This window comes from Ureibacillus sp. FSL K6-8385, assembly GCF_038593155.1.
GTDB lineage: Bacteria > Bacillota > Bacilli > Bacillales_A > Planococcaceae > Ureibacillus > Ureibacillus terrenus.
Map to the genome: position 1 here is coordinate 1,559,486 of NZ_CP151968.1, position 15,626 is coordinate 1,575,111.

13 protein-coding genes are annotated in these 15,626 nt (G+C 44.0%); 4 read left to right on the forward strand and 9 right to left on the reverse strand.

The window, feature by feature from the left end:
* The first annotated feature begins 15 nt into the window (after positions 1-15).
* Together NST62_RS07620 and NST62_RS07625 are read left to right on the forward strand one after the other, a co-directional pair.
* The gene (locus tag NST62_RS07620; RefSeq protein ID WP_342462786.1) at positions 16-714 is read left to right on the forward strand and encodes a TerC family protein; all 699 of its coding nucleotides are present in this window, start codon (positions 16-18) and stop codon (positions 712-714) included.
* 44 nt (positions 715-758) lie between these two features.
* Positions 759-1,154, forward strand: coding sequence for a retropepsin-like aspartic protease (locus NST62_RS07625; protein ID WP_141601389.1), 396 nt, complete (start codon positions 759-761; stop codon positions 1,152-1,154).
* A 73-nt stretch (positions 1,155-1,227) separates the two neighbouring features.
* On the opposite strand, the gene NST62_RS07630 is transcribed toward NST62_RS07625, so the two are convergent.
* The gene (locus NST62_RS07630; protein ID WP_141601390.1) at positions 1,228-1,998 is read right to left on the reverse strand and encodes a sporulation protein; all 771 of its coding nucleotides are present in this window, start codon (positions 1,996-1,998) and stop codon (positions 1,228-1,230) included.
* Positions 1,999-2,235: 237 nt separating this feature from the next.
* Here NST62_RS07630 and NST62_RS07635 point away from each other — a divergent pair, with 237 nt between their 5' ends.
* On the forward strand, positions 2,236-2,670 hold the full coding sequence (locus NST62_RS07635; RefSeq protein WP_141601391.1) for an OsmC family protein: 435 nt from the start codon (positions 2,236-2,238) through the stop codon (positions 2,668-2,670).
* A gap of 68 nt (positions 2,671-2,738) precedes the next feature.
* On the opposite strand, the gene NST62_RS07640 is transcribed toward NST62_RS07635, so the two are convergent.
* From NST62_RS07640 to NST62_RS07675, 8 genes are all read right to left on the reverse strand, one after another.
* Positions 2,739-4,229, reverse strand: a complete 1,491-nt coding sequence (locus NST62_RS07640; RefSeq protein ID WP_342462787.1) for a long-chain fatty acid--CoA ligase — start codon at positions 4,227-4,229, stop codon at positions 2,739-2,741.
* Positions 4,230-4,546: 317 nt separating this feature from the next.
* Positions 4,547-6,217: an acyl-CoA dehydrogenase family protein gene (locus NST62_RS07645; RefSeq protein WP_141601393.1), complete on the reverse strand. Its 1,671-nt coding sequence runs from the start codon at positions 6,215-6,217 to the stop codon at positions 4,547-4,549.
* Positions 6,214-7,719 carry a long-chain-fatty-acid--CoA ligase gene (locus NST62_RS07650; RefSeq protein WP_342462788.1) on the reverse strand — a complete coding sequence of 502 codons (1,506 nt, stop codon included), beginning with the start codon at positions 7,717-7,719 and terminating at the stop codon, positions 6,214-6,216. The genes NST62_RS07645 and NST62_RS07650 overlap by 4 nt, the downstream gene beginning before the upstream one ends.
* Positions 7,716-8,102, reverse strand: coding sequence for a MerR family transcriptional regulator (locus tag NST62_RS07655; protein ID WP_141601395.1), 387 nt, complete (start codon positions 8,100-8,102; stop codon positions 7,716-7,718). Before NST62_RS07655 ends, NST62_RS07650 begins: the two co-directional genes overlap by 4 nt.
* Before the next feature lie 221 nt (positions 8,103-8,323).
* Positions 8,324-9,268, reverse strand: a complete 945-nt coding sequence (gene arcC, locus NST62_RS07660) for a carbamate kinase (RefSeq protein ID WP_141601396.1) — start codon at positions 9,266-9,268, stop codon at positions 8,324-8,326.
* Between the two features lie 15 nt (positions 9,269-9,283).
* Positions 9,284-10,687 (reverse strand): arginine-ornithine antiporter, encoded by a 1,404-nt coding sequence (gene arcD / locus NST62_RS07665; RefSeq protein WP_141601397.1) that lies wholly within the window; start codon positions 10,685-10,687, stop codon positions 9,284-9,286.
* A 51-nt stretch (positions 10,688-10,738) separates the two neighbouring features.
* On the reverse strand, positions 10,739-11,974 hold the full coding sequence (arcA, locus tag NST62_RS07670; protein ID WP_141601398.1) for an arginine deiminase: 1,236 nt from the start codon (positions 11,972-11,974) through the stop codon (positions 10,739-10,741).
* A gap of 351 nt (positions 11,975-12,325) precedes the next feature.
* Entirely contained in the window at positions 12,326-15,016 is a 2,691-nt protein-coding gene (locus NST62_RS07675) for a cation-translocating P-type ATPase (RefSeq protein WP_141601399.1), read from the reverse strand.
* Positions 15,017-15,373: 357 nt separating this feature from the next.
* Here NST62_RS07675 and sspO point away from each other — a divergent pair, with 357 nt between their 5' ends.
* Positions 15,374-15,529, forward strand: coding sequence for a small acid-soluble spore protein O (gene sspO / locus NST62_RS07680; RefSeq protein ID WP_141601400.1), 156 nt, complete (start codon positions 15,374-15,376; stop codon positions 15,527-15,529).
* The last annotated feature ends 97 nt before the right edge of the window (positions 15,530-15,626 follow it).

The following is a 15,626-nucleotide window of genomic DNA, read 5'->3' on the forward strand; positions in this document are numbered from 1 at the left end:
GATAGGGGAGCAGGAATGGAAAATTTGTCTTTGGAATTTTACACCGCACTGATGTCCATTATCTTCATTGATCTTGTGCTGGCAGGAGACAATGCCTTATTGATCGGAATGGTGGCAAAAAATCTTCCGTCAAAGCAGCAAAAGAAGGTTATTGTAGCGGGCACTATTGCCGCCATTTTGATGCGCATCCTCTTTACGCTGCTTGCCGTGAAATTGCTGGAACTCGACGGATTGTTGCTGATTGGCGGCTTGATGCTGGTGTACATTGCGATAAAGTTGCTGGTTGCAGAAGAAAACACCGGCATTCGTCCAGCCTCGAAAACCTTTTTGGGCGCCGTTTGGACAATCATGCTGGCCGATTTTTTGATGGGCATCGACAATATAATCGCCATTGCCGGTGCATCGTCCGGAAACATGCTGCTTGTCGTCATCGGACTTTTAATCTCAATCCCTATTATTGTGTGGGGAAGCACCATCGTTATTCGCATTATCGAAAAATTCCCTGTGGTGATATATTTGGGAGCCGCCATCCTTGCCTGGACCGCATCGAAAATGATCATCCGGGACGCTTATGTGCAGCCCTTTCTTACAAATCCGTTGCCAATTTTGCTGTTTCAAATTTTATTAATTTTGATCGTCGTTTTGATCGGCTTTATTTTGCGTCATCTGAACCGGGAAGCGATCAAGAAATACAAATTCCAGCCATTCAAATAATGTTCCAAAATTTTTAAACAGGAATGAAAGCGGAGGGATATCCTGTGCAACTGATTTTTGAAAATGGCTTGCTACTTTCTACCATCGAAATTTGTTATAAAGGAAAAAGAAAATGCTTGAACCGGGTTGCGATTGATTCCGGCTCCTCCCATTCCTTCATCGACATCGACTCGGTGCAGGATTTGGGAGTTGCCTTTGAAAATGGAGATCCCATCGTCCGCCACTTTGGAATTGGCGGATCGGAATACAGTTTTTCAAAAATCCTGGATTATGTAAAAATAGGTGAAAAAACTTTCCATAAAGTTCCGGTCGATTTTGGCCCTTTGCGGGAATGGGATATTCATGGGCTGATTGGACTTGATATTTTAAAATCCGGGGAGTTTTTATTAGATTTGAAACATTTGAAATTAATAACGATGGATGAAAGAAAATTGGCTTAAAAAATTATAGTAGTACAGGCAAATTGTCTGTACTACTATTTGTATTTGATGAACAACCCCTATTAAATAACTTTTACGCATATCTCGAGATTACTTCTTGCAGTCTCTGTTCGACGCGGCCGAGATCCGCTTCCGTAATGGTCAGCCGAACGTGGCTTTCATCCACATCCAACATTTCCGCAAACAATCCGCCCAGCCCTCTGGCTTTTCTGTCCACTTCGAGCAGCAATTCCACCGCCCCTTCCCGCTGGGACAAGAAAGCGATTTCCAACTCATCCAAACGTCCTCTGAAAGGACCTGCAACCGGCACAAATTCGAATTCTTGGACAAACGGATAATTTCTTTGGAAACGGTATGATACATGTTCGTTTTCAGCCTTCCGAAGGCGGAATCCCAAATTCTGCGCGGCATCCAATACGGCCAAAGCCATTTTGGACGGACGGACTTCGATATAATCTTTGTCGGTTGAATCCACGCCGCTCTGGATGTCCAGCTCCGTCTTTACCCATACCCTTGAATTTCCGACGGTAGCCGGGGTATCCACCGGCAATTTGAAAGAAAATGGGATGATTTTCGTTTCATTTGAGCGAATGATAAAAGGATTGCAAATTTTGAATTTATGGAAAGCATATGGAACAGAAACTTTCCGATCATCCACTTCTTTAACATACGTTGTATACAATGTTAAATAAATGGTGTTGATTTGTTGATCGACATTTCCCCCATAAACTTCCACTTCGCCCTGAATCGTTTCCCCGGCATAATAGGAAGCTCTCTCCAGCTTTGTATCCACTTTTGCCGATCCTATTCCAATGGTGGCCAACATTTTATTGAAGAACGACATATATAACTCCCCTTACCGCCAAAATTTTTCTTTCCTTCATACGAATGTATGCCGAATAATGTTTCAAAAATCATATTGATTTTTTATATACGAAAAATTTCAAATCATTTTCATATTGTCAGAACACGATTCCAAAAACGAGCTTTTCACTCTGTAAAGCTAAAAACTTGAATCCAAATTAGAAAGGAAATATAATGTAAAAAACCTAGTAAAAATATTAGATTAGGAGGTATTGGAATGGGAACTTATAAAGTTACCGTAGAATTGAACGACCAAAAACAAGCCGTAGTAAAAGCACGTGACCAACAAATCATTTCGGATACAATTCCGCAATTTGGCGGAACAGGCGAAGGAGTTACGCCACCCGAATTGTTGATTGGCGCATTAGGCGCCTGCCAATTGATTACGGCAAAATTGTATGCGAAAAAATTTGGCGTTGATCTTCAACATCTGGCAATCGAGCTGGAAGGGACATCGGAAAAACCGGATGGAACCGTTGGGCTTATTCCGCAAATCAAAGTGAATACAGTGGTTGAATCCAATTCACCGGAAGAGAAAGTACGCGAATTTTTGGAATTTGTTGAGAAAAACTGCTTAATCGCCAATACCCTTTTAAACCAAATTCAAATATCCCGGGAACATGTTACAGTGAAAAAACCGGTTGTGAAGTAATGAAAAATGCAGCCTTGGATTCTTCGGGCTGCATTTCCCTTAATGGACCGGGCATGTTCCCCCTCTTCCTATACAGATTCTTTCTTTGGACGCAACATATGTTTCAACACTTTTCCGGAAGCATTTCTTGGAAGCTGGTCCAGTTCTTCAATTTCTGCCGGCACTTTATATTTGGCAAGTTTAGTCAAACAGTAATTGATAATTTCTTCTGCTGAGAGGGATTTTCCCTTTTTAAACACGATGTACGCTTTAGGCACTTCACCGTACACTTCATGAGGAACTCCGACAACAGCTGCTTCCAAAATTTCAGGAATTTGATATAACACTTCTTCCACTTCAACCGGGTAAATATTTTCGCCTCCGCGGATGATCATATCCTTTTTCCGGTCGACGATATATAAAAATCCTTCTTCATCGAATTTCCCTAAATCTCCTGAATACAGCCAGCCATCCCGGATTGTTTTGGCCGTCTCTTCTGGATTTTTTAAATATCCCTTCATCACCTGCGGACCCTTCACGCAAATTTCGCCCACTTCCCCGACCGGAACTTCTTCGCCATTCGGACCAACAAGCTTGATTTGCGTATTTTTCAACGGCTTCCCGACAGAACCGATTTTATGCAGAGCATGCTCATCGGTCAAGGACGACGCGGCAGGGGTATTTTCTGTTTGTCCATACAAATTTTGCACTTTTACATTTGGAAACGCATCTTTTAATCTTTTTACAAGTTCATATGGCATTGGCGCAGCGCCATAGCAGAATAATCGTAAATTTTGAAAATTATATTCCCCGATTTCCGGTTTATTCAAGAGGATGGTGTACATTGCAGGAACACCGAAAAAGATGGTCGCTTCCGTTTCCACAAGATTTCTTAATGTCCGATCAGGCGAAAAGGCTTCTTCTATGACAACGGTTCCACCCTTGTACAAAGTCGGCACGGCAAACACATGAAGTCCCGCGCAATGGAAGAGCGGCGTACATATATAAGTCCGGTCCTTTTCCGTCAGTTTCATCGAATCGGACCAAATTTTCGCCGTTTCAATCACATTGTTGTGTGTGAGCATAACCCCCTTTGGTTTTCCGGTTGTTCCGGATGTATACATGACAACGGCCGTTTCTTCACCCTCATTTGGAACTCGATTAAAATCGGTATTATTCCCTCTAAGGATTTTTTTAATTTCGGTAGAGGAAATGACGTGTTCAAAACGGTGAACCGTTTGCCTGATGGTCTCTTCAATTTCTTCGTCAAAAAATAGAGCTTTTGCTTCAGAATGTTGGAAAATATAATCCACTTCCGGTGGCGCAAGTTTCGTATTCACCGGCATAATCGTTAATCCGGCCAATTTTGCGCCTAAATAGACCGGAAAGAATAAATCCGTATTGAGCATAAATTGGGCGATGATATCGCCTTTTTTATAGCCCTTGTTTTGAAGATAGGCGGCAACCTTCTTCGCATTTTCATACAATTCTCCATAAGTCATCTTTGTGTTTTCAAAAATGATCGCTTCTTTGGAAGGTTGTTTTAATGCATGTTTTTCCACAATGTCTGTAACAAACATATCCCCAATCCCCCATTTCAGTGCCTGGAGCACTTTTATTTTTTGAATATTCAGATAACTGTATTCAGTATTATTTTATCAATGAAATATATTTGCGTAAACGAGAAATTATGTGTTTATTAAAGAAATTTCAACCATTAATTTATCATAATCTAATAAAGAGTTTTTCCGGGGGTTTATTCACTTACAAACCTGAGTTCATGGCGCACGGATCCGGCAAACCGCATGTTCATATTATAAAAATTCAGTGTCATTAAAGTGGAGCGGAAAGGAAAATTCTCATCCAAAATCTCCATCCGCTCCATTTGAACTTGCACCTATACCACATCATTAAAATACAATACTGTCTTCATGGGATCTCCCAATTTCCGCAGTTTCCAAGTATCTTCCAAATAGATGTCTGCCAGCTTTTCATATTTCCCTCCGTAACGGTCCGCCCATTCGACAGCCACGACACTCTCATACATCCATGCCAGCTTTTGGGAGATGCCTTTGCCCTCATAAGTTTGCGTTTCATCATCCAGGGACACGAATTTTTCCAAATCCTCCGAAAGTTCCATAAGCTTTTCCGACACAATTTCCTTCAGCTTCGAATCCTTCGCTTTTTTCAAACGCTGTTTCATTTCATCGATAAATAATTCATGGGCTTTGTATTTTTTAAATAGGCGGATCACTTCCAATGCCAGGATATTTGCTGTTCCTTCCCAAACGGTGAGCACTTGGGCATCCCTCAATAGTCTTGGCGTTACAAAATCTTCAATGTACCCATTGCCGCCATGAAGTTCAATCGCTTCATGGGCAAAACGGATGGCCTGCTCGGCCGTTTCTTTCTTCATGATCGCGATGTTCAACCGGTTCAAAACGATATCCCGGTCTGTTCCTTCACCGCCTGCCACCCGATCATACAAACGAATCATGTCAAACAGCGTCGCCACTTCGGCGTGCAGCTTGGAAGCCATTTTAGCCAAAGAGTCCCGTATCATCGGATAATTCGTCAGTCTTTGGCCGAATGCCTCGCGGTTGGAAACATAATATTTGGATTCCAATAATGCTCTCCTCATGATTCCCACTGAAGCGACCGCATTGCAGATTCTCGATAAATTCAACGCCTCCAGCATGTAGTAGATGCCTTTTTTCGGATCACCCACCACATAGGCGATGGATCCGTCAAATTCAACTTCGCCGGATGGCACGGCACGGACACCCAATTTATCTTTCAAGCGCCGTATGCGCAGATGATTGAGCGAACCGTCTTCCTTTCTCCAAGGCACTGCAAACAAAGTGAGCCCTTTTGTGCCTTCCGGAGCCCCCGGCATCCGGGCCAGCACCATGGCAACACCGCACATTCCCGCATTGGAGGCAAAATATTTCTCGCCGTATAACCGGTAATGGGTTCCGTCAAATCTTGCTTCAAGAATATTCGCCCCCACATCGGAACCTCCCTGCCGCTCAGTCAAGAAAGTGGCTCCTTCATACAACTCCACTTCACCCGTTGAACATACATGCGGCAAAAATTTCGCCTTCAACTCTTCATCCGCATAATGGTCCAGCAAATACGCCGTTGCCATTGTCAAAGTAACAGGACAATAAAAGCCCGGTTCCGCATGGGACAACAAATAACCTTGTGCAAAGCTGTAAACATAATTGCCCTTTCTTCCCAGCTGCGGAATTTCTTTATGCACATAGCCGACTATTCCGGTGTTGTACGTTTGTTCTACGGTCTTTTTGTATCCTTCATTCACCCAAATTTCCGATACTTCTTCTCCGTATTTGTCGTAGCGGATCAGGCGGGGCTCCCCTTCCCGGTCCGTATGCTTTGCCCGCGCATCAATCTCGCCGCATACCAGCGCCCCGAAGTCTGCCAGTTTTTCCAACGCATATTCATAAAACTCTTCATCAAGCATTTGTTCCAATATTTTTTGCAATGTATCATCGCTTGAGAAAAAGTTTGTCTCTTTTTCTGCCACCACATTTTGCAGCACTTTCATTCCACAATCGCCTGCACTTTCAATTGTTGTTTTAAAATTTTTCCGGATGCATTTCTTGGAAGCGCTTCCACTTGTTCGTACAGCCTCGGCACTTTATATTTGGCAAGATGCTCCGATAAATACGCTTTCAATGCTTCCACGTCAATTGGCGTTTTAGCGGCAAACACCGCTTTCACCGTTTCCCCCCATTCGGGATGCGGGACTCCGATGACCGCCACTTCATGAATTCCTCCAAACTCCAAAATCCGGTCTTCGATTTCTTTCGGATAAATATTGACGCCCCCGGAAATAATGACGTCTTTTTTCCGATCAACCACCCAAATATACCCATCTTCATCGCAGCGGGCCAAATCGCCTGATTTCAGCCACCCGCCGATAAATGCCTGTTTCGTTGCTTCTTCATCCCGATAGTAGCCGACCATGTTTCCTTCGCCATATAGTACAATTTCCCCTATTTCGCCGACTTTGACGTCTTCCCCGTTTTCATTCACAATGCGGATTTCCGTTCCGAAGGCCGCCCGCTTTCCGATGCTGCCCGCTTTATCTTTGTGTTCATATCCGAATAGAATTGTCCCGCTTGGCCCTGCTTCCGTTAAACCATATACGCAAGTCAAATTATCCGTTTTGAACGCCTGTTGTATATGGCGCACTTCTTTTTCGGATAACGGCGCCCCGCCATAAATCCACCATTTCATGGAAGACAGATCGGCCGTTTGCAATTTAGGATGGGATGCCGTAACCAAATAGGCAACCGGCGCTCCGAAGAAGTGGGTTGTTTTTTCCTTTTCCACCATGTCAATAAGTAAATCTGGCGTGAAAGTAGGTGTGAGTACGTTTGTTGCCCCTACCAGCACGGCGGACATCAGGAATAAATGCAGTGGAGCCGAGTGTGTCAGCGGCATCATCAGCAACATCCGGCTTTCCGGCTTCACTTCCATTTCGATGGCAATCATATGGGCAACCGCCAATATATTGCGATAGGTGAACAAAACGCCTTTTGGCTTCCCAGTTGTTCCGGATGTATAAAGGATCGTAGAATAATCGTCTTCTTTCAACAGACAGCTGATTTCTGCGTTATCCGACTTTTCGATCAGCCCGTTATAGTCAAGCCACCCTTCTTTTTCGGCACCGGTTTTGATTTTGATTTCGACATTTTGGAGATTTTCGACGGATGCAAAGACCGCTTCATGTACAATGATGGCTTTTGCTTGGGCATGATCCGCCACATATTCCACTTCCGGTAAGGTGAATTTGGCGTTCACCGGCACGACAATGGCGCCAATACGTTGGACGGCAAAATAACTTACGACAAATTCCAATACATTCGGCATGAAGATGATGACTTTATCCCCCTGTTGGATGCCCAGCCCTAGCAAAGCATTGCCCAACCGGTTAACCTGCTCGTCCAATTCTTTATACGTCACCCGCCGGCCTTGGCAAATCACCGCCTCGTTCTTTGGATATTTGCGCGCATTTCTGGCCAATAGCATTGAACTATTCATGTGACATCCTCCCCCTTTAATTTTGCCAGTTTTTCGGTAAATGACGAATGCAGCTCCACCAATTCCCTTTTCAATTGGGTCAGCTCCTTAATTTTTTCTTCAATTTCTTTGATTTTCTGTTCACCGTATTCCACGGTTTTTTCCAGTTGCTTAATGCCTGTACGGTCACGATCAAAGAGCAGTATCATCTCCTTTATTTCATCCAGTGAAAAGCCGTATCTTTTGCCGCGCATGATAAGTTTCAATTTGGCAATTTCTTTTTTTGAAAAGGTGCGTAAATTGGAATGGGTGCGATTTGGTGAAAGCAGTCCAATTTCTTCATAATATCTCAGGGTTCTTGGTGTGATATTGAATTCCTTTGCCACTTCCTGTATCGTTTTCATCCCTTTCACCCCCGAATTTGGCTATATTGTATCATTGACGTTAACGTAAACATCAAGTGAATTTGTTAAATTTTTTGAATATTTATAATCTTGCATTTCAATTAATATATTACCTTTTTTTCAGTTTGATAGACAAAAAATAAGCGGCAGCAATGAGCCGCCGCTTCCTTTTTCCTTGGAAAACATGTGCAGTTTTTGATCAGCCGGGGCGGCCCCAATTGTCATGGTTCAACAATGGTTCCGGCCTGCCCCTCCAGCGCATCGAGCGCTTTGTCCAAAGAGGTGATGATGGAAATCCTTCCCGGTTTCGATTCCACAAATTTGATTGCCGCCTCCACTTTTGGAAGCATGCTGCCTTCTTCGAAATGGCCTTCCTCAATAAATTTCTTCAATTCGCCTGTTGTCACGCTTCTGAGGGGCCGCTGATCCGGACGGCCAAAATTCAGAAATACATGATCCACATCCGTCAAAATCAGCAGAATGTCCGCATTGATCAATTCCGCCAGTTTTTCCGCCCCCAAATCTTTGTCAATCACCGCTTCCACTCCGACATATTTATGGTCTTCCCTTATGACCGGGATGCCTCCCCCTCCCGCGCAAATGACAATGAAATCCATATTGACAAGCTTTGCAATAACATTGTGTTCAATGATGTTCATTGGCTGCGGGGATGGCACCACTTGCCGCCAACCTCTTCCAGGAAACTCCCGATACACTGCGCCGGTCTGCTTCATTAGTTGCTGCGCTTCTTCCCATGTATAATATGGTCCAATCGGTTTTGTCGGATTTTCAAAGGCCGGATCATGCGGATCCACTTCTGTCCTTGTAATGATGGATGCCACGTCTTTTTCGATTTCCTGCTCCCTCAACGCATCATCCAATTCCTTTTCGATCCAGTAGCCGATCATCCCCTGGCTCATGGCTCCGCAAGTATCCAATGACATTGGGGGAATCCCCTTTGTTCCGGCTATTTTTTGTTGCAATAAAATGTTGCCAACTTGTGGACCGTTCCCATGGGTAATCACCATTTGATGACCCAGTTTCTCAATTTCCACCAATAAGGAAACGGTCTTCCGTATGGCCTGTCGCTGGGCCTCTTCCGAACCGTCCCCAATCTGAATGGCATTGCCTCCTAATGCGATGACCACTTTCTTTTGTTCCTTCACCTGCTCCACATCCCATCAGAAATCAATTTTTCCTGTGAAAATTTCCGCTAATGCAACAACCGCAAGAATCACGAAAATGATCATCAATGCAATCTCGAACGCCGTATCTTTCCGGGTGACGCCATATTCCTTCTGGGTGTATTTATAAATTAAAATGCCCGGTGCATATAGCAGCATGGTCAGCAACAAATAATCCAGCCCGCCTGCATAAACGAGCCAAATTGTGTAGATGCTGGCGATGATGCCGATGATGAATTGTTTTCTGTTTTCCTTAATAGAAACCAGCTTCACCTGATAGAATGCCGATAACATATAAGGTATGAGTATGGCGGAAGAAGCCAGGCTGAACATAAAATTGTATGCTTTGTCCGTAAAGAGCAAGGTAATCAAGAAAACTTGCACCAAACCGTTTGTCAGCCACAGGGAATTTACCGGGGCCTTATTGATGTTTTCCTTTGCCAGCCATTTTGGGAACACCCGGTCCTTTGCGGCTTCATAGGGCAATTCCGCGGCAAACAGCGTCCAACTCAGCCAGGCTCCCAATATGGAAATGATCAATCCCATGTTAATGAATACAGCTCCCCATTTTCCCACCACCGCTTCGAATACATAGGCCATGGTCGGGGTTGGAAGTGCCGCAAGTTCTTCCCTTGTCATTACCCCCATCGAAACGATTGTAATGAATACATAAATCAATAAAACGCTGATTAAGCCGATGACTGTCGCTTTACCGACATCCGATTTGCTTTTTGCCCTTGCCGACATGACAACGGCCCCTTCCACTCCGATAAATACCCATAACGTCACAAGCATCGTGCTTTTCACCTGGGAAGCGACACTGGACCAGGAGAATCCTCCGCTGCCCCAAAATTCAAAGGTAAATTTGTCAATGTTAAAGAAGAAGAGGGTAATCAGGATAAACAGGAAAATCGGTATCACTTTGCAGATTGTCGTAATGGTGTTAATAAAAGCCGCGGAGTGTACGCCCCGGAGCACAAGAAAATGAACGCCCCATAATAATACCGATGCCCCGATAATGGAAGCGACATTTTGCCCTCCCTCAAAAACCGGAATAAAGTAACCGATGGAAGACATGACAAGCGTCGCATAGGCAATGTTTCCGAGCCAGGCAGACAGCCAATATCCCCACGCACTGCTGAATCCTAAAAATGGTCCGAACCCTTCTTTGGCATAGCTATAAATCCCGCTGTCCAAATCCGGCTTATGAATGGATAGATATTGAAAGGCAAGTCCCAGCGCAACAATCCCGATGCCGGTAATGATCCAACCAATCAGGATGGCGCCGGCATTGGCACCGAGAGCCATATCACCGGCCAAGTTGAATGCGCCGCTGCCAATCATTGAACCGACAACTAGCGCGATTAATGCAAACAGCCCCAATTGTTTTGATTCCTTCATTTTAAGGCACCTCACTTGGAAAGGGAGCATAAACCTGCCCACTTTCATTTTTTATTCCAGATCTTTTCTTACCAACGGCATGCTCATGCAGCGTGGCCCTCCCCTGCCCCGCGATAATTCCGAACTTGGCACTTCAATCACTTCTATTCCATTTTCTCTTAATAATTGATTCGTCACATAGTTTCGGTCATAGGTGATGACTTTTCCCGGCGCAATCGCCAAAGTATTGGAACCGTCATTCCATTGTTCCCGGGGACCTGCGATGATGTCGCCTCCTCCGCATGGAATCAACAAAATTTCTTTAAGTTCCAAGACTTCCTTCAACGTTTCCAACAGATTGGTTTTGTGGGCAATATTCAATGTTTCCGGATCTGATCCTTGTCCAAGGACGTAAATATCCATTTCACCATTTGAATCCTGGATGGCGGAATGAATGGTAAATTTATCAACATCAATCATCGTAAAGACTGTATCCAGATGCATATAAGCACGGCTCTTCGGGATTTCGACAGCGAGGACGCGTTTGACGGAATTTTGGTTGTTGAAAAGATTTAAGGCAAAACGTTCGATGGATTTGGCAGCAGTGCGGGCGCTGATGCCGATGGCGATCGTATCTTTGGACAATACAAGCACATCGCCGCCTTCCAATGGGTAATCGAAGTCACGGTTGAACCAGATGGGGATTTCCTGATTTTTAAAGCGGGGGTGATAGTTCACAATATAATCGATGAAAAGGGATTCACGTTGTCTCGCGGGTTCCCTCATTTTATTGATGGCCAAACCGTTGCCCACTACGGCTGCAGGATCTCTTGTAAAATAGAGGTTCGGCATCGGGTCCAGATAAAATGGATAATGGCTTGTGAGGATTTCATATAAATGTTTTTTCTTGATGTGTTCGATTTCATCTTTGCGTACTCCGGCAATGATTTTTTTGATCATTTCGGGAGTGTCGAAGGACAACAAATACTCCGAAATGACATAGAACGAATCATCGACGGAAATCTTTGATTCGGTCAAAATGTCATGCACAAATTGTTCCTTGATTTCTTCCGAATGCAAAGCTTCGGAAAGCAAATCCGTCAAATAGAGAACTTCAATTTCATTTTCACGCAAAGTTTCCGCAAAAACATCGTGTTCTTTTTGAATGATCGGCAAATAGGGTATATCGTCGAAAAGAAGACGCTGCAAATATTCCGGTGTCAAATTTTCCACTTCCTCTCCCGGACGATGAAGCAGCACTGTCTGAAGTTTTCCGATTTCCGATGTAACATTTACCGCATTTTTCATTGAGATCCGCCTCCGGTATCGCTTCCATACGAAATAGAAGCTGATATTTTTAGAAATTACGTTAGGAAAACATTAGGTAAGCGCTTACAAAATGAATGGTTAGAATTGATCGAAATGTAAAAAAATAATTCTTATATATTTCTAGTATATAATATAATAACTTCATAAATAAGTGAAATTTTGTTGAACCTTTGTCCCTCCTTTCTGCCAAATCAAAGGATGCCCCTTTCCGCTCTAACATTTTATTAATATAATTTCGGATTACAAAAAATAGAGCGGATGAGGAAAGAATTTCCCCATCCGCTCTGTAATTATTATATTTGAACTGCAAAATCTCCGAAAAAGGGACTACTAATTATATTTCCTTTTAAGGATGATGGCATCAATTGCACCCGGCAGGATTGTCGGGATGCTGGCCATCAAAAGTATGAACAGCCAATCCAATAATCGAATCGGAGCTGTCGAGAAAATTGGCTGCAATGCCGGTATATAAATGACGATCAACATTAAAACAAGGGAAGATGAAACCGCCCAGACAAGATACCGATTGCCGAATGGATTTCGTGAAAAAACCGATTTATTGGAGCGGCAATCAAATACATGAATCAATTGGGCCATCACAAGGGATGCAAAGGCTGCCGTTTGGGCATATACCAAATCATCCGGATGATTTTCAAGCGTCACCAAGAAAACGGCCAGCGTGACAATGCCGATTAGAAGCCCCCGTGAAATGACTTTCCAGCCAAGCCCCCTTGCGAATATTCCTTCCTTAGGATCCCGCGGCTTGCTTTTCATCAAATCTTCTTCCGGCTGGTCGACCCCTAAAGCCATCGCGGGCAGGCCATCTGTGATAAGATTTACCCACAAAATATGAATTGGAATCAAAGGCAAAGGCAATGCACAAATAATCGCGAAAATCATCACAAGCATTTCACCGACATTGGAAGCAAGGAGATATCGAATAAATTTGCGGATGTTTTCATAAATGTTGCGCCCTTCTTGAATGGCCGCTTTGATTGTTGCAAAATTATCATCCAAAAGGATCAGGGACGAAGACTCTTTGGCAACATCAGTACCAGTAATTCCCATTGAAATGCCGATATCCGCCGCTTTAATGGCGGGTGCATCATTTACCCCGTCGCCCGTCATCGCAACAATATGTCCCTTCCGTTGAAGGGCATTGACTATTTTCAATTTATGTTCAGGAGAAACTCTTGCAAATACGGCAACATCTTCCACGACCTTTTCCAATTCTTCCACGGACATTTTGGCCAACGTTCTTCCATCTATTATCATGCTATCCTCTTGATAAATCCCCAGCTCTGCGGCAATAGCTTTGGCTGTAATCAAATGATCCCCGGTAATCATGATGGTTTTGATGCCGGCTTTTTTGCATTCTTCCACCGCTTCTTTCACTTCGGGTCTTGGCGGATCGATCATTCCTTCCAGCCCCATAAACGTAAGTCCTGATTCCGCTTCTTCCGCCCCGGAGATGGAAACATCCGGCGGCAACTCTTTATAAGCGATTGCCATTGTTCTTAATGCCCGGGAATTCAAATCATCAATGGCAGATCGAAGGGATTTCTTCATTTCGAATGTCAGAGGCTGCGCTTTTCCGTCCCAGATTATATGGCTGCTCACATTTGCCAATACGTCCGGAGCCCCTTTCGCAATGACCAATTGTTTTCCGTCCGGATCTTTTACGATCATCGACATCATTTTCCGTGCGGAATCAAAGGGAAACTCTTGAAGGACGGTATAGTCCACCAGCAATTGATGGCGGTCAAATCCCGCCTTCATCGCCGCAACCAGCATCGCGCCTTCCGTCGGGCTGCCGTCTAATACATATTCATCGCCTTTTTTCCTCACTTCGGCATGGTTGCAAAGCATGCCGTACATCAGCATTTGAAGAAGAACTGGTTCTTTTTGGATATCGACCGGCGAACCATCGTGATAAAAAGCCCCTTTAGGAGAATAGTCCGATCCGTCGACTGTCCAGGTCTTCCCGCCGATCCATAGATGAGTGACCGTCATTTTATTTTGCGTCATTGTTCCCGTCTTATCTGAACAGATGACCGTTGCCGTGCCAAGGGTTTCGACGGCCGGCAGTTTCCGGACAATGGCGTTCTTTTTGATCATTTGCGTAACCCCGAGGGAAAGAACGATGGTCACTATGGCAGGGAGCCCTTCCGGAATGGCTGCCACCGCCAAGGAGACCCCTGTCAACAGCATTGTATAAAGGTCGCGGTCCTGAATGACGCCGATTACAACGATTAAAATCGTCAACAACGCTGCGACGACAATGAGGATTTTCCCCAATTGTTTTAGCCGTCTTTGCAAAAGGGTTTCAAAAGATTGGGCAGCCTTTTGCATTAATCCTGAAATTTTCCCCATTTCCGTTTCCATGCCGGTTCCGACGACAATGCCCTTTCCGCTGCCCCGCGTAACAAGGGTTCCCATAAAGGCCATATTTCTCATGTCTCCGATTCCGGGTTCCTCTTCGTCCAATGGATCCGTTGTCTTCTCGACCGGAACCGATTCTCCGGTAAGAGGAGATTCTTCGATTTCAAGGCTGATTGATTCCATAATGCGGACATCCGCTCCAATCCGGTCACCGCTTGAGAACCGGATGACATCCCCCGGAACCAGTTCCCTGGATGGAATCTTCATCCATTCGCCATTTCTCAATACATTCACTTGAGGAGCAGACAATTTTTGGAGTGCCTCCAGCGCCCTTTCCGCTTTTCTTTCCTGAAAAAAACCCAAAAACGCATTTATGATGACAATCGTCAAAATGGTTATGGCATCTGCATACTCTCCCAAAAACAATGAGATCAAGACGGCAACCAGCAAAATGATAACTAGAAAATCCTTAAATTGACGGAAAAAAAGCCATAGGTCCGATTGCTTTTTATAAATCTCGAGTTCATTGTAACCATATTGTTCCAGCCGTTTTTTCGCTTCCTGTTCTGTCAATCCTTCAAACAAATTGGTATTTAGGCTTTTTTCCACTTCACTGACGTTCATCGTATGATAATTCATTGGCAAATTCACTCCCTCTACCCTGAAGAGGCTCCAGCACTACTCTTCAAACAAATCACCAGTTGAAAACGGAGGAAATTATATTAATAAAGATTCCGTTGATATTAGATTACCATTTCTTTTACATTTGTTCCCTAATATTCTCTGGATTTTCCTGCAAATGAGCGAATTTTAATATAATCGTCAAAAACTTTTTATTTTTCTTGAATGAATCGCGAATAAGGAGAGGGTCATCCGTCCATAAAAAATGTTTGGACGTTTGACACAGATTTCTTTTCGGGAGATGAAGAAATGTTGGGAAAATAAAAAGAATATTCGCCACCCCTCGTGACAAACTAAAGCCATGGAGGTGTAAAAATGAGCAACAGAGAAAAGAAAAATTTAAGCGGCAATTTCAGCGATGAGCAAGCCGTCAGAAAACAATTGTCCAGGGAGTTCGATCATGAACTGGCAAACGAGCCGTTGACACCGGAAGAAAAGTTTAACAATAAAAAAACGAAAAAAAGGCAGTAGAGAAGAAAACAAATGCCATCCCTCATTATTTTTCCACAAAAATTACTTTCTTCTACTATTAGGAAACGAACGAACCCCCATCCCTGATTGATGGGGC

Excerpts from the sequence above, each read along its gene's own strand:
- NST62_RS07620 (WP_342462786.1), top strand. The coding sequence starts at position 16 with ATGGAAAATTTGTCTTTGGAATTTTACACCGCACTGATGTCCATTATC.
- NST62_RS07630 (WP_141601390.1), bottom strand. The coding sequence starts at position 1,998 with ATGTCGTTCTTCAATAAAATGTTGGCCACCATTGGAATAGGATCGGCA.
- NST62_RS07655 (WP_141601395.1), bottom strand. The coding sequence starts at position 8,102 with ATGAAAACGATACAGGAAGTGGCAAAGGAATTCAATATCACACCAAGA.
- NST62_RS07635 (WP_141601391.1), top strand. The coding sequence starts at position 2,236 with ATGGGAACTTATAAAGTTACCGTAGAATTGAACGACCAAAAACAAGCC.
- NST62_RS07645 (WP_141601393.1), bottom strand. The coding sequence starts at position 6,217 with ATGAAAGTGCTGCAAAATGTGGTGGCAGAAAAAGAGACAAACTTTTTC.
- NST62_RS07640 (WP_342462787.1), bottom strand. The coding sequence starts at position 4,229 with ATGTTTGTTACAGACATTGTGGAAAAACATGCATTAAAACAACCTTCC.
- arcA (WP_141601398.1), bottom strand. The coding sequence starts at position 11,974 with ATGAAAAATGCGGTAAATGTTACATCGGAAATCGGAAAACTTCAGACA.
- NST62_RS07650 (WP_342462788.1), bottom strand. The coding sequence starts at position 7,719 with ATGAATAGTTCAATGCTATTGGCCAGAAATGCGCGCAAATATCCAAAG.
- NST62_RS07675 (WP_141601399.1), bottom strand. The coding sequence starts at position 15,016 with ATGAATTATCATACGATGAACGTCAGTGAAGTGGAAAAAAGCCTAAAT.
- sspO (WP_141601400.1), top strand. The coding sequence starts at position 15,374 with ATGAGCAACAGAGAAAAGAAAAATTTAAGCGGCAATTTCAGCGATGAG.
- arcD (WP_141601397.1), bottom strand. The coding sequence starts at position 10,687 with ATGAAGGAATCAAAACAATTGGGGCTGTTTGCATTAATCGCGCTAGTT.